The following is a 23,105-nucleotide window of genomic DNA, read 5'->3' as shown; positions in this document are numbered from 1 at the left end:
ACAATTATGAAAATAATTGATTTGCTGAAGATCGGTGCTATTGAACTTAATACATCGGTTGCAACAAAAGACGATGCCATTAACAAAATGGTATCGCTTCACGAAACTGTCGGTAATTTAGCCGACGCAAAGGCTTACAAGGAGGCAATTTTGCTCCGTGAAGAGCAGGGAACAACAGCTATCGGCGAAGGCATTGCGGTGCCTCACGCAAAGAGTGACAGCGTAAAAGTTCCGGGTTTGTCCGCAATTACGGTTAAGGGTGGCGTTGATTATGAATCACCTGACGGAAAACCGTCTGATATTTTCTTTATGATTGCCGCACCTATGGACGGCGACTTGCATCTTGAAATTCTTTCAAGGCTTATGGTTATGCTTATGGAACCTGAGTTTTGTAACGCACTTCGCAACGCACAAACGCCTGAAGAATTTTTGCAGATAATCGACAAAAAAGAGGCGGAAAAGTATCCGGAAGAGGCGGTAGCGGAAACTCCTAAAAAGGACGGCTACAGAATCCTTGCGGTAACAGCGTGCCCTACGGGTATTGCTCACACCTATATGGCAGCCGAAGCTTTGGAAAAGGCAGGCGAAAAGATGGGTTATCCTCTTAAAGCCGAAACAAACGGCTCGGGCGGTGCAAAGAATGTGCTCACAAAGGCGGAAATCGCAAATTGTGACGGTATTATCATTGCCGCAGACAAAAATGTTGAAATGGCAAGATTTGACGGCAAGCCTGTTGTAAAAACTTCTGTTTCAAACGGTATCAACAAGCCTGAAGAACTTATTCAAAGAATTGTTGACGGCAAAGCTCCCGTTTATCACGAAGAGGACGGAGCAACTGCTTCTGCCGATGATGATTTGGAAAAGGAAAGCTTCGGCCACAAGATTTATAAGCACCTTATGAACGGTGTTTCGCATATGCTTCCGTTCGTTGTAGGCGGCGGTGTTCTTATCGCACTCGGCTTCCTAATTGATACGCTTATGGGCAACGCCACATTGCCTGACGGTTCGGCAAACGGTTCATTCGGTTTCACAAGCTTTGCGGCTTCCGTTCCGTTTTGGATTGGTAAGGTTGCATTCGGCTTTATGCTTCCTGTTCTTGCAGGTTATATCTCTCAATCAATTGCAGACCGACCGGGCTTGCTTCCGGGTATGATCGGCGGTATGATTGCCGCACAGGGCTACACCTTTAATTCTATGTTCGAAAATCAAAATATGGTTGGCGATTCAACGGCTGTTTCGGGTTTTCTCGGTGCACTTTTTGCCGGCTTCGCAGCAGGTCTTATCGTAAATCTTCTTAAAAAAGTATTTTCGTGGCTTCCAAAAGCTATGGACGGTATCAAGCCTGTATTCCTCTATCCGTTGTTTGGTACTTTCCTTGTAGGTGCGTTGATGTGCCTCATCAATCCTGCTATCGGTTTCCTTAACACAGCGGTTTCAAACGGACTTTCATCACTCGGTGAAACAAGCCAAATTCTTCTTTCAATCGTTCTTGCCGCAATGATGGCAACCGATATGGGCGGTCCTTTCAACAAGGCAGCTTATGTATTCGGCACAGCGGCTATTGCAGACGGCAACACTTGGATTATGGCGGCTGTTATGATTGGCGGTATGGTTCCTCCTATTGCAATCGCTCTTTCAACAACATTTGCAAAGAAGTTCTGGACTGAAGAAGAAATCAAGAGTGGTCCTGTTAACTATCTTATGGGTCTTTGCTTCATCACAGAGGGCGCAATCCCTTACGCTGCATCTGACCCGCTCAGAGTTATCCCGTCTTGTATGGTCGGCTCTGCACTCGCAGGTGCACTTACAGCAGTGTTCCATGTAACCTGTCCTGCACCTCACGGCGGAATCTTCACATTCGCAGTTTGCGATCACCCTCTTCTTTATATCGTCGCTCTTGTAGCAGGTTCACTTCTCGGCGGAGTTGTTCTTACATTGCTCAAGGCACTTACAGCAAAGAAAAAGGCGTAAAAACTACAAAACAAAATATCAAACGGGAGGGATTATCCCTCCCGTTACGGAGAAATAAGAGGTAACTATTATGGTATCAAAGACTTTTACAATAAAAAATAAAATGGGATTTCATATGCGTCCCGCAAATGTTTTTGTAACAGAAATGACAAAGTATGCGTCAGATGTTGAAATTGAAATGGCAGGCAAAAAGATTAACGGCAAAAGCATTATGAACATTATGGCGGCTTGCATCAAGTGCGGCAGTGAAATCACTGTTGAATGTTCTGGCGCAGATGAAGAAGCTGCTCTTGCAGAGGCAACACAGCTTATTGAAAGCGGCTTCGGTGAAGAATAATTAAGATTTAACAATTCAAATCAACACAGAAAAAGGGGGAAATGTTATGCTGAAGGGTATCGGTGCTTCCCGTGGATACGGAATAGGCAAGGCTGTTGTCATAAGGGATTGCAACCTTGATTACAAGCAGGTGAAATATGCAGGTGCAGAGGAGGAAAAGCAAAAACTCCACACCGCAGTTGACACCTTTGTTGAAGAAACCAAGGCACTTGCCGAGAATTTGAAGCAGAGTGCCGGCGAAAAGGAAGCAGAAATATTGGAGGGTCATTTGGTGATGCTTCAAGACCCGTTTATGCTTTCGCAAATGGAAGAAAACATTGACGGCGGTATGACAGCCGAGGCAGGCGTTGACACGGTTTGCTCAATGTTTATCGATATGTTCTCCGGTGTTGATGACGAACTTACCCGTCAACGAGCTTCGGATATTAAAGACATCAAGGACAGCTTGTTGAGAATTTTGCTTGGCGAGGAGGCTGTTGATATTTCGGCGGTGCCGAAAAATTCGGTGCTTATCGCAAAGGATTTCACCCCGTCTATGACTTCGCAAATCAACAAGGACAATGTTTCGGCGATTGTTACGGAAGTCGGCGGTGTAACAAGCCACAGTGCAATTCTTGCAAGAGCGATGGGTATACCGGCGGTGTTGTCGGTTGTCGGTGCCGTTGACAGCATTGCCGACGGCGAACAGCTCATAGTTGACGGATTTAAGGGCAAGGTGTTTATTTCTCCAAGCGATGCGGAGCTTGAGGAATATTCCGCAAAGCAGCAGGCTTATCTTGAAGAAAGAGAAAGCCTCAACGAATATTTCGGCAAACCTACCGTTACAAAAAGCGGTGTTGTCAAAAAGGTTTACGGAAATATCGGCAAAGCCGAAGATGCACAAAATGTTGTGCAAAACGGTGGTGAGGGTATAGGTTTGTTCCGCACGGAATTCCTCTTTATGGACAGAGAGCATCAGCCGACGGAGGATGAGCAGTTTGAGGCTTATTCAACCGTTGCAAAGGCTATGGACAACAAAGAGGTTATCATCCGCACCCTTGATATCGGCGGTGACAAGGCTATTGATTATCTTTCTATCGAAAAAGAGGATAATCCGTTTTTGGGCTACCGTGCAATCAGATATTGCCTTGGCAACAAGGAGTTGTACAAAACACAGCTTCGTGCAATTTTGCGTGCGGCACAATTCGGCAATATCAAAATCATGCTTCCTTTGGTTACAACAGTTGATGAAGTTAAGCAGGCAAAGGCTTTGATTAAGGAATGTTGTGACGAGCTCGAAAACGAGGGACTTCGTTACAGGGAAGTTCCTGTAGGCGTTATGATAGAAACTCCGTCTGCGGCTATTATTTCGGACTTGCTTGCAAAGGAAGCGGCATTCTTCTCTATAGGAACAAACGATTTGACAGGTTACACAATGGCGGTTGACCGAGGCAATGCAAATGTCAGCTATCTTTATGATGTTTTTCAGCCTGCGGTGCTTCGTGCAATAGAAATGACAATTAAGAATGCCAAGGCGGCAGGCATTCAGGTAGGTATGTGCGGTGAAGCGGCGGCAGACGAACGCTTGATACCAAAGCTTATCGAATGGGGACTTGATGAATTCAGCGTAACTCCATCGTCAATTCTTCAAACCCGAAAAAATATTTGCAACAATGAATAATTTAATTTTACAAAAAGCGTTGTTCTTTTGAATGACGCTTTTTTCTCTTGTAAAATTTGTTGTTTTATCTTATAATTAAATGCAAGAGGTGAAATTTATGTCAAATGAAAAGCAGGATAAAATTCTGTGCATATTGTCGATTGCTTTGGTTACAATGTGTTATGCCGCAGAAAGAATTATTGAAGTGTCTATAAGAGTAAATGCAAATAACGCTTTTGTTTTGTTGAGCGTTTTTGCCGCTTGCACGGTTGTTGTGTGTGCAATTTCATCAAAAGCACAAAATCCTTTTTATGGGTTGCTTTCCGCTCTTATCGGGTACAAGATGATGCCGCCGTCAATATCGGCACTTAAAGAAATATCACCGTCGGGTGATATGTTTTATTATCTGCTTCAAAAAGCGGCTGTGATTGTGTTTGTTATTATAATTATAAAAATGTATAAGAAACAAAAAGATAATGAAAAAATCGCACTTATTCCGGTGCTTGCCTGTGCCGTTGTTGTTCCGTTTTTTGTGGAAATCGCAAACAAGCTCGGCATATATTTTATGTCGCAAATGAATATGAGTATGCTTGCTTTGTATTTTTCACAGTTTGCATTTTATTCTGTTGCCGCCGCAACAATATTTGTTGTTGCATACAAATCAAATTATGTAACATTTAGGTTTGTTGCCTGCTATGAGTTTGTGGCACTTGTTATCAACATACTTCGTAAAATCGGAGTTGTCGGCGTGTACGGTATAAAGTCGGAGCATATCAGCTTGAGTCACTACTGCTGGATTGCGATTTATCTGTGCTTTTTTGCATTGTTTTACTTTACGCTTCGCCGTAAAAATAAAGCCGCTGTAACCGCTTGATATCGGTGGCGTTAAAATAATATGGTATTATCAAACAGAAAGGTTACTTTGATATGAGTGAATTTAAGGTTATAGAAATCAAAAGGTCGGTTTTCGACAATAATGATAAAGAAGCGGATAAGGTTCGTGAGCAACTTAAAAAGGACAGAACTTTTTTGCTCAATCTTATGTCCTCACCGGGTTCCGGTAAAACAACAACTCTTAAAGCAACAATTAAGGCCCTTAAAGATGAATACAAAATGGGAGTTATGGAAGCGGATATTGATTCCGATGTCGATGCAAAGGCTATCGAAGAAGCGGGTGCAAAGTCAATTCAGCTTCACACGGGCGGAATGTGCCACCTTGACGCAGGTATGACAAAGCAAGGTCTTGACAGCTTTGACGCAAGCGATTTTGAGTTTGTTGTGCTTGAAAATGTAGGTAACCTTGTTTGCCCTGCCGAATTTGACACCGGTGCAAGCAAAAACGCAATGATTTTGTCCGTTCCCGAGGGCGATGACAAGCCGCTTAAATATCCGCTTATGTTTTCAATTTGCGATTGTGTTCTTATCAATAAAATTGATGCAAAAAGCGTTTTTGATTTTGATGACGAGGCTGTTGTTGAGAGAATTAAAAAACTCAATCCAAAGGCAGAAATTTTCTTTGTCAGTGCCAAAACGGGCGAGGGAATGGATAAGTGGTTTGATTGGCTAAGAAAGCAAATCAACGATTGGAATAACTGATGCACGAACTCGGTCTTGTTTATCAGGTGGTTAAAACCGTTGATGAAGTTGTAAAGGAAAACGGCATTACAGAAGTTGATGAGATTGTATTGCAGGTGGGCGAAATGAGCGATGTTGTGCCCAAGTTCCTTGAAGAAGCTTGGGTTGCGGCGGCACCCACAACGGATTATCCGTCGGCAAAAATGACGGTCGAGGTTATGCCCGCAACGGCAAAATGCCTTTTATGCGGTTACGAAGGACATGTAAAAACCTTTGCTCCCGATTGTCCGCATTGTCACTCGTCAAATCTCAAAATCACTTCGGGTCGACAGTTTGATATTAAAGAAATAATTGCAAAATAGCCAAAAATAAAAGGATGAGCGTGTCGAAAAAGTATTTTCGACACGCTGTAGGCTGTTGAGAAAGGTTCTGAATTTCGTTTTCTTGCGAAGGAAGATGTACGATGGTACCTCGACTGAGTAAAAAACGAAAAACGCCAAAAGCACCGCAAACTCAATGCTTGCGGTGCTTTTCTTTAGACTGTATTATTAAAACGATAATATTTCGGGATAAATAAGCCTATCACTTACAAAGTTTCGCTGAAACATTTTTGGCGTGGTTCAGGAGCTTTATCGACAGTCTGAAAGGATGCCCCGGGCATCCTTTTTGATTTTTATAAATCGTCTGCGTCTTGTACAGGTTCTTCCAATATTCCGTCGTAGTAGGTTTCTTTTGTTATGCCGGTGTATGAGCCGTTATCATCAAGCTGAACCATCTCGGGATGGAAGAATTTTCGCAAATCGATTATTTCTTTTGTGTTGTCCATATCGTCTTTTTGGTTGTTGGCATTCTTGCCTTTTTTCATAAAAAATCACCTCTGCATTATTTTTTGCAGAGGCGTTCGTTTTATGCTTTTTCAACATCAACTTGAGCGATTTTGTCAAGAAAATCTTTGGTGGTTACAACTTGTCCCATATCAAGAAATTCGTCCATATTCATATTAAAATTATTTACATAAATCGGTGCACCGGCGTATTCCACATCAATGTGCAACCGTTTGGCGTCTTCTTTGATTTGCTGTGGGTCAAATGAGTTTGTATCATATTGCTTTTCGGCAAGAATTTCGTTATTGTTTATGTATTGCAAAATTATGTTGCGGTTTGAACGGGAAATTGAAATGTACCTTGTATGAGCTTTCGACAGCGTTTGACCCATTGTTGTTTGGGCAACCGCTTTGCACGAATCACTGTGCAAAAAGAACTCGTTTATAAAAATATGTTCAAGTGCCGTTGTGTCATCGGGCACTATGATGGCAAATACATATTTGGTTACTTTTTTACCGTACAGTTTGAGCATAAATTCTTTAAAGTAATACTGACATTCCGAAATCTTGCTTGCAAATTGATGGTAAAACGGAATGTTCGGCACGGCTTCGATTCCCGGCATATTAAAAGTTACAAATTTATTGCTTTCTTTTTCTTTAACAAGAATACTGTTGTTTGCAATAATTATCGGTATTGTTTTAGGCATAATATCGTCCCTTTTGTTTGATAGAAATATTATACAACATATTATTTTTCTTTTCAATAGTTATGATTTTGTGCCAAAGTTATTTGCAAAGTGTTACAATTTAGTAATTTTTGTGGATATTTGCATCAATTGTGGTATAATTAATCTGTTATTTTATGAGAGGAATACACTTTTTATGAACGATAACGAATTGGAAGAAATACTTAATGAAATAAAAAATAACAAATCTCCAAAAAAAGATTTGGACTCAAATGAATTTGAGGATATTCTTAACAGTTTGCATATCGATGTTGATGCAACAGATGAAGAATCTTCTCAAAATGAAGCACTTAAAGAAGAAGTTAAAATCAAAAAAACAGAACCTGTTGCGGAAAAGGTCGTTGATAATGATTCTGAGTTTAACATTACCGAAGAGATTGTTGATGACGAAAAGGATTTTACGCCGGCAAATCAAATAGTAACCGATAATACGGTTGAGGATAATTATTTTGAGAATGATGAGGATTTGTCAGACAGTTCCGATGAACCTTCTCAATCCGAAGAAAATGATGATGATAATGTTTATTTTTCGGATATGAAAGATATGTCCGATATCGCAGGCGGTGATAAAAAGCCTAAGAAAAAAGGCAAAGCCGTTGCGATTATTCTTATTGTGGTTGTGCTTATTGCCGCAATCTGCGTCGGTGCATATTTTTATTTCTTTGCAAATAAAGATACGGAAGAACCTAAAACAACAAAGGAAAAAGTTACCGAAACCATTACCGAAAAATCGGAACTCGGTCCGCTTAATCCGCTTACCGGCGAAACGGGATATGACGAAAACGCACTTACACAGCGTCCTGTTGCCGTCGTTGTTGAAAACGAGTATTCAACTTCATCCGTCAGACCGCAATGGGGACTTGCAGATGCAGATATAGTTCTTGAGGGCGAAAGCGAATTTTCAACAAGAATGCTTTTGTTCTGGGCAGATTACAACAAGGTTCCTGAGCAGGTCGGCCCTGCCCGCTCTGCACGACCTCCGTTTATTCATTTTTCACAGCTTTTTGACGCCGTGTTTATTCATGCCGGACTTTCTCACTCAAAGGATAATTATGTCGGCGCAGATGAGGTGTTTGAGAGTGAAAACATCGATCACATCAATCTTTTGAGCTTTTCGGAATCAAGTTCGTATTTCCGCAGAGATAAGAGCAGAACAAGCACTATCGAGCATACGGGTTGCCTTATGGGTGCCAATACTGCCGATATGCTTAAAAATTCAAAGATTGATTTAAAACTGAATGAAAGCAAGTTTACAAAGCTTCAGTTTAACGAAGAAGCAAAGGCACTTTCAACAGATGCGGCAAAAGAGGTATCGTTTAAATGGTCAAAGGGTTATTGCCCTAAGGTCGGCAAGTATACATACGATGCGGAAAAACATAAGTACACCACAACTGATTTTGACTCAAAGTACGGCACTTCGGGTGTTGAGTGGGAAAATTTGATTTTCTTGCTTGACGAAACCGAGTATATTGTAAAACACAATTACAAGCATGCCGGCAACAGCGAAACTTATTGCAATTACAAGTTGTCGGGCGGCAAGGGAATTGTTTGCTCCGAGGGCACTTGTGTTGAAATTACATGGGGCGTTAAAAACGGCAAGCTTTGGATGAAGGACGCACAGGGTAATGAGGTTACTCTTAATCCGGGCAAGTCATACATCGGCTACGGCTCATCCAACCACGGCGGATATTATGAGGTTTCAGGTGCAGCAACCGCCGACGCCTCCACAACCGATGAGCAGTAAATTTTCAAATGATTATAATCATAACCACCAGTTGAACTGGTGGTTTGCACAGGCCCTATAAGGGCCGCCTACTGGCTTGCCGACTGAAAGTCGGCACTGATAGTTTGACATCGCATTACTATTTCAAGCAGCCCCTCTCGTGGGGCTGTTTATTTTTGCTTACTTATTCTTGTTACCCGTAAACGGGTCTACATACTCTTTGAGTGACATTTGATCATTCGCAAAATCTTCTTCTAACTGATTTTGTATGTATTTCTCTATCACTTTCTTGTTTCGACCGACTGTATCAACATAGTATCCTCTGCACCAAAAATGTCGATTTCCGTACTTATACTTTAAATTTGCATGTCGGTCGAAAATCATCAATGTGCTTTTTCCCTTGAGATATCCCATGAATTGTGCTACACTTATATACGGCGGTATTGAAACCAAAAGGTGTATGTGATCTTTACACGCTTCCGCTTCTATTATTTCTACACCTTTTTGTTCGCACAACTTTCGGATTATTTCTCCTATGTCTTTCTTTATCTTTCCGTATATTTCTTTTCTTCTGTACTTTGGTGCGAACACTATATGATATTGACACCTGTATGTTGAGTGCGACAATGTTTTTATTTCATTGTTTCCGTTCTTTTTTATCATGTTTTTAACCTCCTGTATTTTAGTAACGCGGCTGCCAAACCGTTTCTATTATACTAGGAGGTTATTTTTTCGCCAATACATTCGCCTTGCTTTAAGCTCGGCGGTTTTATTTTTACTAAAGCTTTTTATTTCCCCCGGTTGAACCGGGGGTTGAGTCTTTGCTGAAGAGATAAAACAAAAGGCTATGAACCGTTTTGATTCATAGCCTTTTTCTTCATCAACAATTATCTCATTGATTCTTCGTAAGCCTTGATCATTTTCTTGACCATCTGACCGCCGACAGAACCGGCTTGCTTAGAAGTAAGGTCGCCGTTGTAGCCCTGCTTAAGATTTACACCAACCTCGTTGGCAGCTTCCATCTTGAAGCGGTTGAGAGCGTCCTTAGCTTCAGGAACTGTATTCTTTGCCATTGTTGATACACCTCGCTTATCGATATTTGCAAAGGCGTGTTGTTGTACAAAAACGCTTTCGCCCTTGCAAAACATCACTTTCACCTTGCAAGTTTATTTTGTGTATCGTATTCGATTTTACAACTGAAAAATTTTTACAATTATTTATTGTTGATTATTTAATTGTTAAAATCTAATATTTTAGTGCTATATTTCAATTCAAAATCAGGAAGTTTTTGGTCCTTTACATATTTTCAATCAACCATTTCAGCATACTTATATTTCTTTCAGTTAATTCTTCGAACTTATCATATTTGCTGAAATAAGCAATACAAATAATTTCGATAGAGTAGATAACATAAGGAATAGCCTCGATTTCATGTTCACTCAATTTATCAATTCTATTATATCCCTTAATTAGATTGTTGAGTATTTTTTGCCATAACTTAAAATTAATTTGATTATTAAAGCACTCGGATAAAATAGCGGTTGCACAATAGCAAATATCAAAAATCCGAACATTAACCTCCGTTAAGTCAAAGTCAACAAAACCTTTAAATTCTTTTTCGTCAAAAATCATATTTGAAGGGTTAATATCTCTGTGTATAAGCTGAGTAGGCAATTTATTGATTAGTTTTCCAAATTCATTTTTGTATTTTTCACAAAGCTTATTTGATAAGTTTGCAACCTTTTGGACCTTATTAAGATTATTGATACAATCATCATAAATATTAGCCTGTTCAAAATTGTCAATATCGAAAAATTTTAATTTATTATGTAGCTTGGCAATATTTTCACCGATGGTTAAAGCAATTGAAGTATCATTAAAAATATCAACACATTTTAGTTGATTTCCATAAATTCGTTTTGTAACGATAAAATACAATTCTCCGTATTGTAAATAATCATCACCGTTATTTAATTTAAGAACTTCTGAAAACAAAGTGCTCTTTTTAATCACAGCAAAATTTGTTGAATATTTCATTACATAGCCATCGCCTATATAGTATGAATTGTCACTTTGTTTACCTGTGTTTTCGTTTATAATTGGTTTAACCACGCTGTTTTGCAAATTCCAATTTGGCAATATTTTTTGTATTTTAGTTTTTGAAACCATAATATTTTCCTCTTGCAAAATGTTAATTTTATACGGTTTACCACCCACATAAGATTTTGTAAATTTTGACGGAGAGCAACTTAATTCTCGCATAAAAGCTTTGTAAAAACCGGCATAAGTATCAAATCCAAATTCAAAAGCAATATCAGTTTTTGATAAATCGCCGTTCATTTCATAAACAGCAAACAATAATCTTCTTTTGAGTATATATTCATTCGGTGAAATACCCAAATACTGCTTAAACAAGCGAGCTAAATGAATATATGAATATCCTGCAATGCTGCATAAATCATCATTACTTATTTCAGATTTTATATTTTCGTCAATGTAATCGAGTACATTTTGAATTATATTTCGAGAATTCACAGTAACCCTCCTTTCATTTTACTTGCAAGTTTATTTGTATTATATCATAAAATATTTCAAATACATTTCCTATTATATCAAAATAATGGCGTTTAAATGGCAAAAAAATAGCCCGACGATTTTTCGCCGGACTTTTGATATACAAAAAGCATTCATTTTGAGGTAATGGGAGTTTACTGAGAATGTTCATTACCCCACAATATTATTGTGTATTTTTTATTTCTTATATAAACAGCCGATTGTGTTGCCGCAAATATGAAGCTTTAAGTGTTTTAATTATACACTTGTTTTATTGAAAAATTTGTCGATTTTTGTTGATAAAATTATTTTTTATAAAAATTTTGCGTTCGGCGTAAATTTATATCATTTTGGCTAATATATTGACATAAAAATACCCGTATGATACGATGAATTTAGATTCAAATTTTCAGAGCTGAGGTTAAATATGTCAGATACAATCATAATAATCAGAGGTAATTCAGGTAGCGGCAAAACAACCGTTGCAAATAAATTGTGTGATGAGTTGGGCACAGAATGTATGTTGCTTTCTCAAGATGTTATCAGGAGAGATATATTGCACACAAAAGATGGCGAAAATAGTATAGCTGTTGATTTGCTAAAGGATTTAATCTTATTTGGCAAGAAACATAATAGTATAATTATTCTTGAAGGCATATTGAATTCTGTTTGGTACAAATCGTTGTTTAATTTGATTCAAAAAAATTTTAATAACATTTATACATATTACTATGACATACCGTTTGATGAAACTGTTAAAAGGTTTCAAACTAAAAGCAATGTGAGTTATACCGAACAGGATATGAAGCGTTGGTGGAATGAAAAAGATTTGCTGGGATTTGATAATGAAAAAATTATTTCAAAAGATATGTCTGCAGATGATACGGTTAAAATGATATTGAAGAATTGTACGAAAAATATCAGTTGATGTGCAATTATGTTTTTATTTGACTTAGTACTAAAATTTACTCGTATGTCAATTGCGATGTTGTTTGTAAAATAGAATTATGATATAATAATTATATTAAGAGTTTTACTAACTCGTGCAAGGTCGGGTATGGTGATTTGCGTGCCGTTTGGTAATGGCAATAAAACCTCTACCGGCTTTTGGGAGGACAGCACACGTCTGCCGGAGTATTACAATGGAACTTATGAATATTTGAAAAGCTTGGAAATTGAAGAAATTTAACGGTTGCTCAAAATCCCTAATTTGCAGAGGTGGATTATGAAAATAACATACATTAACCACAGCGGATTTTTGGTTGAAACCGAGAACTGCTACTATGTTTTTGATTACTACAAAGGCGAGATGCCGAGGCTTGACAAAAGTAAGGGAGTTGTCGTCTTTTGCAGTCACTTTCACCAAGACCATTTCAATCCGAAAATCTTTGAAATTCTTGATGATATGGGTATGAGTTATCAGGCAGTTTTGGCGAAAGATATCAGCAAAAAGAAGTATCCTGCCGGTGTGAAAATTACGACGGCTTATCACGATCAAACCTACACTCTTGACAACGGCACACAGGTTAGTACGCTTCTTTCAACCGACAGCGGTGTTGCTTTTATCGTCAAAACAAGCGAGGGCATGATTTATCACGCAGGTGATTTGAACGATTGGCATTGGGAGGGTGAGACGGAAGTCGACAACCGCCATATGACCTCTATGTACCATGCCGAGATTGACAAAATCAAGGGCGCTCATTTTGATGCAACATTCGTTCCCCTTGACCCACGGCAGGAGGAGCATTATGCCGACGGTATGCTTTATTTTTTGAAACATGTCGATTGCAACGCCGTTTTTCCTATGCATTATTGGAACGAGCCGAGCGTGATTGATAGGTTTATCACCGAATATCCGCAGTATAAATCACGAATAAAAAATACAGAATCCGCAAAAGGAGAAGAAATATGAGCTTTAGAATGATTCACGAAAACTATAATGTTTCCGATTTGGATAGGTCGATTAAGTTTTATGGCGATGCGCTTGATTTGCACGAGGTCAGACGAAAAACCACCGACGATTTTATTATCGTTTATTTGAACAATGATTCAAGCGATTTTGAGCTTGAACTTACTTGGCTTAAAGAACATCCGCAGCCGTACGATTTGGGCGAATGTGAATTCCATTTGGCATTTAAGGCGGATGATTTTGATTTGGCACATAAAAAGCACGAAGAAATGGGCTGTATCTGTTTTGAAAACCATGAAATGGGTATCTATTTCATCGAGGACCCGGACGGCTATTGGCTCGAAATCTTGCCGTGATTAAGTTACGCTATAATAAAAAGAGTTGAGAAATACAATTTCTCAACTCTTTTATGTTTATGCAAGCAGTTCATTTTATTTTGATCTTTTCTTGCTTTTCCCTTATAAATCCGCAATAATCATTGCTTTTAAGCGTTCTGTGTGATATACTAAATTTATATAATTGTAACTATCTGAAAGCGAGGAAAATCTAATGGATTCTAACATCGAGCGCTGGTACTCTATGAAAGAAATATGCGAATATCTTGGCGTCAGCCGTGATACCGTACTTGATTGGATAGAAAGAAGAAATATGCCCGCAGCAAAAATTGGACGTCTTTGGAAATTCAAAGTCAGCGAAATTGACGCTTGGATGAAATCCGGTATTGCAGCGGATAAGTGATTTTCGGAGGCATATATGAGTTTTATTGAATCTTACAAGCATCTTGATAAAATATGCGGAGAAATGTTTGAAACTTAATATGGAGTATCCGCCTATATAGAGGAAATGCTAAACAATCCTCGGGGTTCTTTTCTTGTCAGAGGATGGGAAAATGATTTAAAACGACTAAAGCACTATCGCTGGATTAGGAATCAAATAGTACACGAACCCGATTGCTACGAAGAAAGTATGTGCGAAGCCGGAGACGATGAATGGCTTGTTGATTTTTATGAAAGAATAATAAATCAAACTGATCCGCTTGCAATGTATTTTCAAGCAACAAAACCACATCCTGTTGCAAAATCCGCACAAAATCACGAACCGGCTCAACTGCAATATACATATTCTGAACAACCTAACTGGTCGAAACATAAATCAAAAAAGGTCGTAAGATGGATTGTGTTTTCAATTATCGTGGTTATTGTTCTACTGTACTTAGTACTTAAATACTTTATTAATTGATTTTGGAGGTGTAAATATGGCACTTGAAAATAAATTAGGTTTAACAAGTTCTGCCGACCTTGCCCGTGAAGAGGAACGCATCAGCAAGAAAAAGGCTGTTGAACTTTTTGAAACAGGCTTACTCGATACTCTTCCAGCAGGTAAGTTTGTAACATTGCAGGCAATCCACAAGTACCTTTTTGAGGATATTTATGACTTTGCCGGAGAAATCCGCACGGTGAATATGGCAAAAGGTAATTTTCGCTTTGCACCGCTTATGTATTTGCAAGCGGCACTTGAAAATATCGACAAAATGCCGCAGTCGAATTTTGATGAGATAGTAGAAAAATATGTTGAGATGAACATTGCTCACCCATTCCGTGAAGGAAACGGTCGAAGCACTCGCATTTGGCTTGACCATATTTTGAAAAACGAAATCGGCAAAGTTGTTGACTGGAGCAAGGTGGATAAAGAAGATTATCTACTCGCAATGGAACGCAGTCCGATTAAAGATGTAGAGATTAAAATGTTGCTAAAAGGTGCGCTTACCGACGAAATAAACAGCAGAGAAGTTTATATGAAAGGTATCGACCACAGCTACTATTATGAGGGTTATACAACCTTTAAGGCTGAAGAATTATAATTCGATAGTGTAATATGACACAATTATCAAAGATAAAAGGAATGTTTGAACATGGCTGAAGAAAATATCAAACAACATACAGAAGAAACTCCCGAAAAAAATAAGATTATAGTTTGGGTAAAAGAACACAAATCACAGTTGCTTTTTACAGGGGTTAGTATCACAACTGTAATATTAACTATTGCAGGAATAAAAAATAAGGACGCCCTTACAGATTTATGGAAGTCATTAAAAGAACAAATTGAAAAAGGTACTCTATACAGTTCCAAATGGTTTGAAAAAGCAAGCCTTGAGGAACTTGAAAAAGGAAGAGAAATAGTTCATAAAGATTTCCTTAATCCAAAACTTGATTCAGAATATAGAAATGAATGTTGGAATCTTTTGAAGTGCTTTGATAATGCCATAGAAAAAATCAAATGGGACGGGAAAGAGTATGAATATCCTGTTCACAGCAGTAATGGTTGGTATTTGACGAGTGATGACTAAAACATTAATTACGAAACAAGAAACGAGGTGCAAATATGCCGGACAAGAATTGGCAATTTGAACTTGAAGAATATATAAAGCAAGGCGAACCCGACAAAGCCGAAAAAAGCGAAGCATGGCAAACTGCCATCGGTTTGCAGGCTGTTGATGGGCTGAATACTTCTGATTATTTGTTAGACACCGCCAAAGAGCATATCGAGGGTAAAATCACAATCGACGAGGCTCAAAAGCGTATTCACAGTTACTATGAGCAGCGTTCTGTACGCACCGAAACGGAAAATGAAACCAAAGAGGCGGACATTGTTTCGGCAAGAATTGCGAAATTGTTGGGAGAAAAAGCGTTTCAGTTCTCTCCTGCCGAGTGGCTTTCGATTCATCGCAGATTGTTCGAGGGTGTGTTCAGTCACGCAGGACAAGTCAGGCAGTACAACATCACAAAAAAAGAGTGGGTACTAAACGGCGATACTGTTACCTATGCGGATTGGAACAGTATTAGGGAAACCTTAGATTACGACTTTGCAACCGAAAAACAGTTCTCTTATGAGGGCTTGTCCGTAGATGAAGCTGTAAAGCATTTGGCTAAATTTGCTTCGGATATATGGCAAATTCACCCATTCAGCGAGGGAAACACCCGTGCAACTGCCGTATTTATGATAAAATATATGAAAACATTCGGCTTTAGCGTAAACAACGACGCATTCGAGAAAAATTCTTGGTACTTTCGTAATGCTTTGGTTCGTGCTAATTATAATAACCTGCAAAAAGGCGTCCATTCCACGACTAAGTTTTTGGAAACGTTCTTTTCAAATCTTTTGTTAGATACGCATTACGAGCTGAAAAACAGATATATGCACATTGATTATGCAGAGAACGATTCCCGAAGTATCAACCCAAAAATTCCAAAGTATCAATTTGATACTTTGGACTGTACTTTAGAAGAACTTGCAGTTTTAGAATTAGTGGCAAAGAACCCGACAGTAAAACAGCAAGAGCTTGTAAAAGCTACCGGAAAATCCATTGCAACCATAAAGCGAATTATGAAATCCCTGCAAGATAAAAACTATATCCGCCGAGAAAGCGGAAAACGCTACGGTAAATGGGAAGTTATGTTTTGAATTTAAAAATTAAAATCTTATTATCCTGCATATATCTTTTCCTCAAGCCACAGTTCATTGGTACCATTAGTGCGAAAATTGTAGATGCTTGAAAGATAACGAAAATAAACGGAGGCTTTATTATGAGTACATTAGATATTAAAAGAGAAAACGGAAAAATATTCTGTCCATTAACAAACTCTTGGCATATTGAAACTCCTGAAGAGAAAGTGCGCCAAGAATACATAAAAATCCTTGTGGAGGACTATGGTTATTCTCTTGACCAAATGGCACAAGAAATAAAGGTTAATAACTCTCAACGTGGTCAAGGCAAAGCACGGGCAGATATTGTTGTGTGGAAATCCAAACAGGATAAAATCGAAAGTAAAGCCGCTTTTATTGTTGTTGAATGTAAAGCGGAAAATGTTCGTATTCGTGAAGAAGATTATTATCAGGGATACAATTATGCTTCTTGGGCGGGAGCAAGCTTTTTTGTAACCACTAACGAAAAGGAAACAAAATACTTTAACGTTGACAAAGAATATCTTCCCAAAGAGTTAGTAGAGGTTGTTGCTATTCCTACCGCTGAAGAAGCACTGAATGATAAAAAAGTTAAAGATATTCTTTCTAAAACCAAAACATTTACGAGAGATGATTTCACAAAGGTTCTCCGCACCTGCCATAATATTATTCGTAATAATGATAAGCTTTCGCCTGAAGCAGCATTTGATGAAATTAGCAAAATTCTCTTTATGAAAATTAAATACGAGCGTGAGCAACGTGGAGCAAAAGTATTTACCAAGAACGAGTTCGTAGAAAAAGAAAAATGGTTTGAAAAAGAAATTCGTCCCAGTTTGAAAGGAACTCCCAAGGACCTTCCTTATATGCAATTCTTGTTTTACAACACAAAAGAAGAATTTAAGGATGACCAGCTTTTTGAAGAAAACGAAATCATTAAAATCAGACAAAATAGCTTTGAACAAATCCTCGAAAAGCTCGAAACCTATAATCTTTCCGACACACAGGACGATGTTAAGGGTATAGCCTTTGAACAGTTCTTAGGCACTACATTCCGAGGTGAATTAGGTCAGTACTTTACACCTCGTACTATTGTTGATTTTATGACACACATTCTCGACCCAAAAGAGAATGAAACTGTATGTGATCCTACTTGCGGTAGCGGCGGATTTTTAATTAAAGCATTCGAATATATGCGTGAACAAATTGAAGATGATGTCAAAACAGCCAAGGCTAAACTCCGAGCGGAGATCGAGGGAGATAACTACGAAAACCTCTCCGAAAAGGAGCAGCTTGCAATTAACGAACGCATTGAAGTAATGCAATCTACATTAAATAAAGAGCTTGATACACAATTAGAAGGTAGCCGTATGTATAATTTATCACGTAATTGTATCTACGGTACAGACGCTAACCCCCGAATGGCAAGAACATCGAAAATGAATATGATTATGCACGGTGATGGACACGGTGGCGTTCATCATCACGATGGTTTGTTGAATGTGAATGGTATTTTTGAAGAGCGCTTTGATGTTATCTTAACAAATCCGCCTTTTGGTGCAAGAATTGACAAATCTCAAAAAATTACCGAAGCAGATAAATTTACCGATGAAACATTAATTGCAAAATACAAAGAAAAATACGGTGAGGCTTATGAAAATGCGCTCAAGCAGGTAAACGACAATATCGGCAAATCTTTGCTTTCGTTGTATGACGTAGGCTCCATGTCCGGTCTTACTGAAGTGCTCTTTATGGAACGTTGCCTTAGACTGCTTAAAAAAGGTGGTCGTATGGGTATGGTTCTGCCTGAAGGTGTTTTGAATACATCTAACCTCCAGAAAATTCGTGAATACTTTGAAGGTAAAGCTAAGATTATCTTGATTTGCTCTATTCCTCAAGATGTATTTATTGCTGCCGGTGCCACAGTAAAACCCAGCCTTGTTTTCTTCAAGCGTTTTACCGATGAAGAAGAGCTTCAGTACTTAGGTGCAAAAACAAAGGCAGAAAAAGAAATTAGGAAAAAATATATTGGTCAAATAAAAGCATTACAAGAGAAGATCGCAACTGAAAAAGCCAAAAAACTTAAAGTTAAAGCACTCATTGTCGTAGCAGAAAAAGAACTCAGAGACCTTGAGAAGGCTATCATCGAAGAAGCTAAACCGCTTACCAAAGAATACTTCGATTACGAAATTCCGATCGCTATGGTTGAGGATGCCGGCATTACTTCTACTGGTGCTGTTTCCGCAGGTAATCAACTTCCTACCCTTCAAGACGAATATAAAGAATATAGAATCACAAACAAGCTATGGGAAGAATCCAATAGCTGTATTTCCTATACTATTAATCACGAGGGTAAGATTATTCGTAACAGTGATGGTGAGGAGGTTGAACTAAAGTGGTAAATACAAATTCAGTGTTGTCCTCTATTTTATTTAGCCAAACCATCGATTGGAATATTAAGCAATTTTTCAATTCAACTTCCATTAAGTCACCATTCGAGCTAAAAAGAATTGGAAAAGCGATTACACGCCGCAAGGATCAAATGGCTGTTGAAGATGATAAGCAATATAAGCGTATTACTATAAAAACAAATTGCGGAGGTGTTTTTGTTAGAGATGAGGTTTTAGGAAAAGATATTAAAACCAAGAATCAGTACTATGTAAAGGCAGGTCAATTAGCAGTATCAAAAATTGACGCTCGTAACGGAGCATTTGGCGTAGTTCCTCTTGAAGCTGATGGAGCAATTATTACGGGGAATTTTTGGGTTTATGATGTCGATCCTGAAATTGCAAATATTGACTACTTGATATTATTACTTTCCTCAAATGTTTTTGTGCAAGCATGGCAGGATTGTAGTAATGGTAGCGGCAATCGTTTGTATTTACAGGAAGATAAATTTTTAAATTATAAAATTCCTCTGCCTCCTATATTAAAACAAAATCAGATAATCATGGCGTACAATCAGTTGCTTAATAAAGCAACTAATTTAGAGTGTGAAGCTATCAATCTTGAAAAAGATTTGCGAAAATCAGTTTTTGATTCTTTAGGGATAAAAATGAAGAAAAAGAGTGTTTCGGCATCAATGTTGAACACAGTTAGGTTTCAAAACATACGGCAATGGGATATGATAAAATTGCAATTGACTTTCCATATTCATTTGAGAAATATAAAGGTCATTCTCTTTCGTCTAATCCGAGTTGGCTAAAAGAAATATATCGAGGAAAAAGTCCTAAATACCAACAACACGGCAAACGCATTATTTTAAACCAAAAATGTAATCGAATCAATAATATTGATTTGAAATACGCAAAAACAGTAAATGAATTATGGTTTTCAAAAATTCCTTGCAATAAGTTAACTCAAATAAATGATATTGTGATTAATTCTACTGGAGAAGGAACATTGGGAAGAGCAAGCTTAATTGCTTTTGATGAACATGTTGGATTAGCTTATGATAGCCATATGCTTTTGCTTCGGGTGAATCTAAACGAAATTGATCCTCTGCTTTTTGTGTATTTATTTAATAGCCCCTTGGGACAAAGGCAGGTAGATTTATATAAAAGTGCACAAGCAACAAAACAAACCGAATTAGGCATAGAAAACACAAAAAGAATTCGATTCCCTTTACCGCCTTTAGCCATTCAAAAGAGTATTTCCAATTTTATAGAAAAAGAAACATTACAAATTGGCAAATTACATGAAGAAGCAACAGAATTTTATCAAAAAGCAAAAATAGAATTTGAGGAGGCGATCTTTGATGAGTAAGTTTTCATTTTATGGGTTGATTGGAAATAACTGTGGTGTTGTAACTCCTTATTTAGGACCCTTGAAAAGATTACAAGAGCTGGGTTTTTATGTTGAAAATGGTATTCCCACTCTTCGAGGATATGCTAGAATATCAGACTTAGCTGCCGCTTCTATTCCACAATATGAACGATATCAACGAAATCTCAAAGAAGATCATGTAAATGACATTGCAAGGTTTCTTGAAAACTGCAAGGATGAAGCCAAGTTTTTGCCTGAAGTAGTCCTATCTGTTAACGATTCTAAAAAAGCAAACTTAAAATGCTATGATCACAAAGGATTTTCTTCTGTTTCCGAAACCGCTAAAGGTGCAATTAAAAACATTGGGTATTATTGTTTAGAGGTTGAAGATGAAACGCTCATGAGAGTTGATGGGAATCACCGTTTAGAAGCTGGTAAAGACAAGGATTATTATATTCCGTTTTCTATCGTCCTTTGGAACATCAACACCGAAGACCCTGATAATATTGTTTTAGAGATAGCCGATGAAGACAACACCGAGAGTGAATCATTTTTGTTTTACATATTGAATAATACTGCAAGAAAACTAGAAGCAGAAGAAAATTTCAAAGGATTAGTTAAATCAAAAAAATGGGAGAATGGCGAACTTGCTTTAATTAACAAATATTTGCCGTTATTAAAATACTACTATGACAAGTACGATAGTAACTCTTTGATTAACAAGCAATACTTTGATTCACCTCTTTCTCAAATATGTGAAATATTAGAAGAAATAAATAGCGAAGATATTGACGAAACACAGTTTGATATATTACTTGTTGATTCGTTTAAAATACTTACTCAAACAGAAAGATTTGGTTATATAAAAAAAGAATTTCCAAATATTTTCTTTCAACTTGCCTTTTATTCCAGATATAAAAGCACGAATTTAACCGAGGCTTGTAAAATTATGGGCTTAATAGATAAATGGCTTGAAAAGTATAAATACACAGGAGCTGTGTTTACAAAAGCATCTAAAATTTTTGATGTAGCATATAAACACATAACTTCATCACCCAAATATATATTTATGGCAATGCAATATAAAAGTAAAGAGATTGTTAGGGATTATAACGAAGCTCTTCAACGTGCTGTTGCAACACTAAATAATATGGGGGCTAATGTTGAGTTGATTGCACATCCTATAATGACAGGCGAAGGACGGAGTATCAACATAACATCTGATATATATGATAAAATAGAAAATTGTTCAATATTTCTTGCCGACACAACAGAAGCCAATCCAAATGTTATGTATGAACTAGGAATGGCTTATAACAAAAAGAAGCCAATAATTATGGTAAGAGAAAAGAACAAAAAGATAAAAATACCCTCTGATATTATTTCGGAGCACTATTATTTTTTCGACGGCATGTCCGAGCTTGAAGATTTGTTTGTAAAGCACATAAGAAAAATAATGGAAACAGATTATGGAATTATATATCCAGGTTAAGAGGTTAGATATGAATGAACAAAAATTAAAAGTAGCAATATCCGAATTTGTTAATAAAAAGAAGTCCAATGCGGCGTATTACGAAGAAAATTGGGCTGAGCGCAAAGAGCGTAAAGAGTATTATCAGTCGTTTACCAAGGACAGGCTTTTGGCTATGACTGAGGAGGAATTCTTAGAGTACATTAGCAAGCTGTGGTCTATGCTTATTTGGGGTAACAAGAAATATGTTGTTGACAAAATGATTGCCGACAACGGTTTTGGTACACTCAAAAAGCAGTTGGCTGAATTACTTTATGGCACAAGCCCTATTGAAAAGCGTTGGGATGTATTTTTGAAATCCATAAAGGGTATGGGTCCTGCAACTATAAGCGAGTTGCTTACATATGCAAATCCGCAGGAATATGTAATTTTCAACAAGACTACAATCCTTTGCTATGGCTATCTTGATATCCCCGATATGCCGAAATATAACTATCAGTACACCGGAAAGAAATATGCTGAAGTTTGCGCCATTGCAAAAGAAATTGCCGAACAACTCAAAAAGGCTGGTGCAGAAGATTACGACCTTTTAGCAGTAGATTACTTTATGTGGGATGAAATATTGCCATTTGCTGAAAAGAAAACTTCAGATATTCCTGCTACTACTGGAGTTAAGAAAGCTGTTACAGCGAATGATTCAAAATCTCTTCACGATGAGATTAAGGAAAAATTGGTTGCAATCGGTGAGCTCCTCGGATTTGATAGCCGTTCTGAAGTTAAGATTGCCACCGGTGCGGTTGTAGATGCCGTATGGGAAGCGAAAATCGGCAATATGGGTAAAGCAATCTATGTGTTTGAGGTGCAGTCCAAAGGCTCAATAGATAGCTTGATTCTAAATCTCAAAAAAGCACAGAGCAACGCAGCCGTACAAGCTGTTGTCGCTGTTGCCGATGAAGAACAACTTGCAAAAATTATTCGTGAGAGTACAGGAGTTATAGATGAAAAATCTCTACGAACTTGGGACTCAGAAGATGTCTTGGCAGTCTATGATGCCCTCGTCCGAGCTCACGAGTCAATTAACAAACTGGCACTCGTTCCGGAAAGTTTTTAAGTATCAAACCAACAGGAGGCAAA

The 23,105-nt window shown here is 37.9% G+C and carries 24 protein-coding genes and 1 pseudogene; 20 read left to right on the top strand and 5 right to left on the bottom strand.

Annotated elements, in window-relative coordinates; translation table 11 throughout:
- Positions 1 to 6 precede the first annotated feature (6 nt).
- From Q0E08_RS06425 to Q0E08_RS06400, 6 genes are all read left to right on the top strand, one after another.
- The gene (locus Q0E08_RS06425; protein WP_294778140.1) at positions 7 to 1,971 is read left to right on the top strand and encodes a fructose-specific PTS transporter subunit EIIC; all 1,965 of its coding nucleotides are present in this window, start codon (positions 7 to 9) and stop codon (positions 1,969 to 1,971) included.
- Positions 1,972 to 2,041: 70 nt separating this feature from the next.
- Positions 2,042 to 2,308 (top strand): HPr family phosphocarrier protein, encoded by a 267-nt coding sequence (locus tag Q0E08_RS06420; RefSeq protein ID WP_290907269.1) that lies wholly within the window; start codon positions 2,042 to 2,044, stop codon positions 2,306 to 2,308.
- 46 nt (positions 2,309 to 2,354) lie between these two features.
- On the top strand, positions 2,355 to 3,968 hold the full coding sequence (ptsP, locus tag Q0E08_RS06415; RefSeq protein WP_294778137.1) for a phosphoenolpyruvate--protein phosphotransferase: 1,614 nt from the start codon (positions 2,355 to 2,357) through the stop codon (positions 3,966 to 3,968).
- A gap of 97 nt (positions 3,969 to 4,065) precedes the next feature.
- The gene (locus tag Q0E08_RS06410; protein ID WP_294778135.1) at positions 4,066 to 4,821 is read left to right on the top strand and encodes a hypothetical protein; all 756 of its coding nucleotides are present in this window, start codon (positions 4,066 to 4,068) and stop codon (positions 4,819 to 4,821) included.
- 53 nt (positions 4,822 to 4,874) lie between these two features.
- Complete coding sequence (gene hypB, locus Q0E08_RS06405; RefSeq protein ID WP_294778133.1) at positions 4,875 to 5,543, top strand: hydrogenase nickel incorporation protein HypB; 669 nt, start codon at positions 4,875 to 4,877, stop codon at positions 5,541 to 5,543.
- On the top strand, positions 5,543 to 5,884 hold the full coding sequence (locus tag Q0E08_RS06400; protein ID WP_294778131.1) for a hydrogenase maturation nickel metallochaperone HypA: 342 nt from the start codon (positions 5,543 to 5,545) through the stop codon (positions 5,882 to 5,884). The genes hypB and Q0E08_RS06400 overlap by 1 nt, the downstream gene beginning before the upstream one ends.
- Before the next feature lie 311 nt (positions 5,885 to 6,195).
- Here Q0E08_RS06400 and Q0E08_RS06395 read toward each other — a convergent pair whose 3' ends face one another.
- Positions 6,196 to 6,387 (bottom strand): hypothetical protein, encoded by a 192-nt coding sequence (locus Q0E08_RS06395; protein ID WP_294778129.1) that lies wholly within the window; start codon positions 6,385 to 6,387, stop codon positions 6,196 to 6,198.
- Positions 6,388 to 6,428: 41 nt separating this feature from the next.
- Positions 6,429 to 7,052, bottom strand: a complete 624-nt coding sequence (locus tag Q0E08_RS06390; RefSeq protein ID WP_294778127.1) for a hypothetical protein — start codon at positions 7,050 to 7,052, stop codon at positions 6,429 to 6,431.
- 175 nt (positions 7,053 to 7,227) lie between these two features.
- Here Q0E08_RS06390 and Q0E08_RS06385 point away from each other — a divergent pair, with 175 nt between their 5' ends.
- Positions 7,228 to 8,835, top strand: coding sequence for a DUF3048 domain-containing protein (locus Q0E08_RS06385; RefSeq protein ID WP_294778125.1), 1,608 nt, complete (start codon positions 7,228 to 7,230; stop codon positions 8,833 to 8,835).
- A 159-nt stretch (positions 8,836 to 8,994) separates the two neighbouring features.
- Here Q0E08_RS06385 and tnpA read toward each other — a convergent pair whose 3' ends face one another.
- The 3 genes from tnpA to Q0E08_RS06370 form a co-directional block, all read right to left on the bottom strand.
- Positions 8,995 to 9,477, bottom strand: a complete 483-nt coding sequence (gene tnpA, locus Q0E08_RS06380) for an IS200/IS605 family transposase (protein ID WP_294778124.1) — start codon at positions 9,475 to 9,477, stop codon at positions 8,995 to 8,997.
- Positions 9,478 to 9,701: 224 nt separating this feature from the next.
- Complete coding sequence (locus tag Q0E08_RS06375; protein ID WP_078767830.1) at positions 9,702 to 9,887, bottom strand: alpha/beta-type small acid-soluble spore protein; 186 nt, start codon at positions 9,885 to 9,887, stop codon at positions 9,702 to 9,704.
- 223 nt (positions 9,888 to 10,110) lie between these two features.
- Positions 10,111 to 11,349 (bottom strand): helix-turn-helix domain-containing protein, encoded by a 1,239-nt coding sequence (locus Q0E08_RS06370; RefSeq protein WP_294778121.1) that lies wholly within the window; start codon positions 11,347 to 11,349, stop codon positions 10,111 to 10,113.
- A 445-nt stretch (positions 11,350 to 11,794) separates the two neighbouring features.
- Between Q0E08_RS06370 and Q0E08_RS06365 the strand changes: the two genes are divergently transcribed.
- The 13 genes and pseudogenes from Q0E08_RS06365 (at position 11,795) to Q0E08_RS06305 (ending at position 23,082) form a co-directional block, all read left to right on the top strand.
- Positions 11,795 to 12,295: an AAA family ATPase gene (locus Q0E08_RS06365; protein WP_294778119.1), complete on the top strand. Its 501-nt coding sequence runs from the start codon at positions 11,795 to 11,797 to the stop codon at positions 12,293 to 12,295.
- Positions 12,296 to 12,592: 297 nt separating this feature from the next.
- A complete protein-coding gene (locus Q0E08_RS06360) occupies positions 12,593 to 13,279 on the top strand; it encodes an MBL fold metallo-hydrolase (protein ID WP_294778117.1) in 687 nt (228 codons plus the stop codon).
- Positions 13,276 to 13,632: a VOC family protein gene (locus tag Q0E08_RS06355; protein WP_294778114.1), complete on the top strand. Its 357-nt coding sequence runs from the start codon at positions 13,276 to 13,278 to the stop codon at positions 13,630 to 13,632. The genes Q0E08_RS06360 and Q0E08_RS06355 overlap by 4 nt, the downstream gene beginning before the upstream one ends.
- A gap of 193 nt (positions 13,633 to 13,825) precedes the next feature.
- Positions 13,826 to 14,014 (top strand): helix-turn-helix domain-containing protein, encoded by a 189-nt coding sequence (locus tag Q0E08_RS06350; protein ID WP_022074379.1) that lies wholly within the window; start codon positions 13,826 to 13,828, stop codon positions 14,012 to 14,014.
- A 93-nt stretch (positions 14,015 to 14,107) separates the two neighbouring features.
- Positions 14,108 to 14,515, top strand: a pseudogene (locus Q0E08_RS06345) (DUF6548 family protein); the annotation flags it as partial.
- A 16-nt stretch (positions 14,516 to 14,531) separates the two neighbouring features.
- Positions 14,532 to 15,137 (top strand): protein adenylyltransferase Fic, encoded by a 606-nt coding sequence (fic, locus tag Q0E08_RS06340; RefSeq protein ID WP_294778110.1) that lies wholly within the window; start codon positions 14,532 to 14,534, stop codon positions 15,135 to 15,137.
- A 51-nt stretch (positions 15,138 to 15,188) separates the two neighbouring features.
- Entirely contained in the window at positions 15,189 to 15,623 is a 435-nt protein-coding gene (locus tag Q0E08_RS06335) for a hypothetical protein (RefSeq protein WP_294778108.1), read from the top strand.
- Positions 15,624 to 15,658: 35 nt separating this feature from the next.
- Positions 15,659 to 16,738: a Fic family protein gene (locus Q0E08_RS06330; protein WP_294778106.1), complete on the top strand. Its 1,080-nt coding sequence runs from the start codon at positions 15,659 to 15,661 to the stop codon at positions 16,736 to 16,738.
- A gap of 122 nt (positions 16,739 to 16,860) precedes the next feature.
- On the top strand, positions 16,861 to 19,137 hold the full coding sequence (locus Q0E08_RS06325; protein WP_294778104.1) for an N-6 DNA methylase: 2,277 nt from the start codon (positions 16,861 to 16,863) through the stop codon (positions 19,135 to 19,137).
- A complete protein-coding gene (locus Q0E08_RS06320; RefSeq protein ID WP_294778102.1) occupies positions 19,131 to 19,940 on the top strand; it encodes a restriction endonuclease subunit S in 810 nt (269 codons plus the stop codon). The genes Q0E08_RS06325 and Q0E08_RS06320 overlap by 7 nt, the downstream gene beginning before the upstream one ends.
- Complete coding sequence (locus Q0E08_RS06315; protein ID WP_294778100.1) at positions 19,853 to 20,500, top strand: restriction endonuclease subunit S; 648 nt, start codon at positions 19,853 to 19,855, stop codon at positions 20,498 to 20,500. The genes Q0E08_RS06320 and Q0E08_RS06315 overlap by 88 nt, the downstream gene beginning before the upstream one ends.
- Positions 20,493 to 21,992: a hypothetical protein gene (locus Q0E08_RS06310; protein WP_294778099.1), complete on the top strand. Its 1,500-nt coding sequence runs from the start codon at positions 20,493 to 20,495 to the stop codon at positions 21,990 to 21,992. Before Q0E08_RS06315 ends, Q0E08_RS06310 begins: the two co-directional genes overlap by 8 nt.
- Positions 21,993 to 22,002: 10 nt before the next feature.
- Positions 22,003 to 23,082: a hypothetical protein gene (locus Q0E08_RS06305; RefSeq protein WP_294778097.1), complete on the top strand. Its 1,080-nt coding sequence runs from the start codon at positions 22,003 to 22,005 to the stop codon at positions 23,080 to 23,082.
- Positions 23,083 to 23,105: the final 23 nt, after the last annotated feature.

This window comes from uncultured Eubacterium sp. (assembly GCF_934561735.1).
Classification (GTDB): domain Bacteria; phylum Bacillota; class Clostridia; order Oscillospirales; family Acutalibacteraceae; genus Eubacterium_R.
This window is presented reverse-complemented; position numbering and strand designations above follow the sequence as displayed.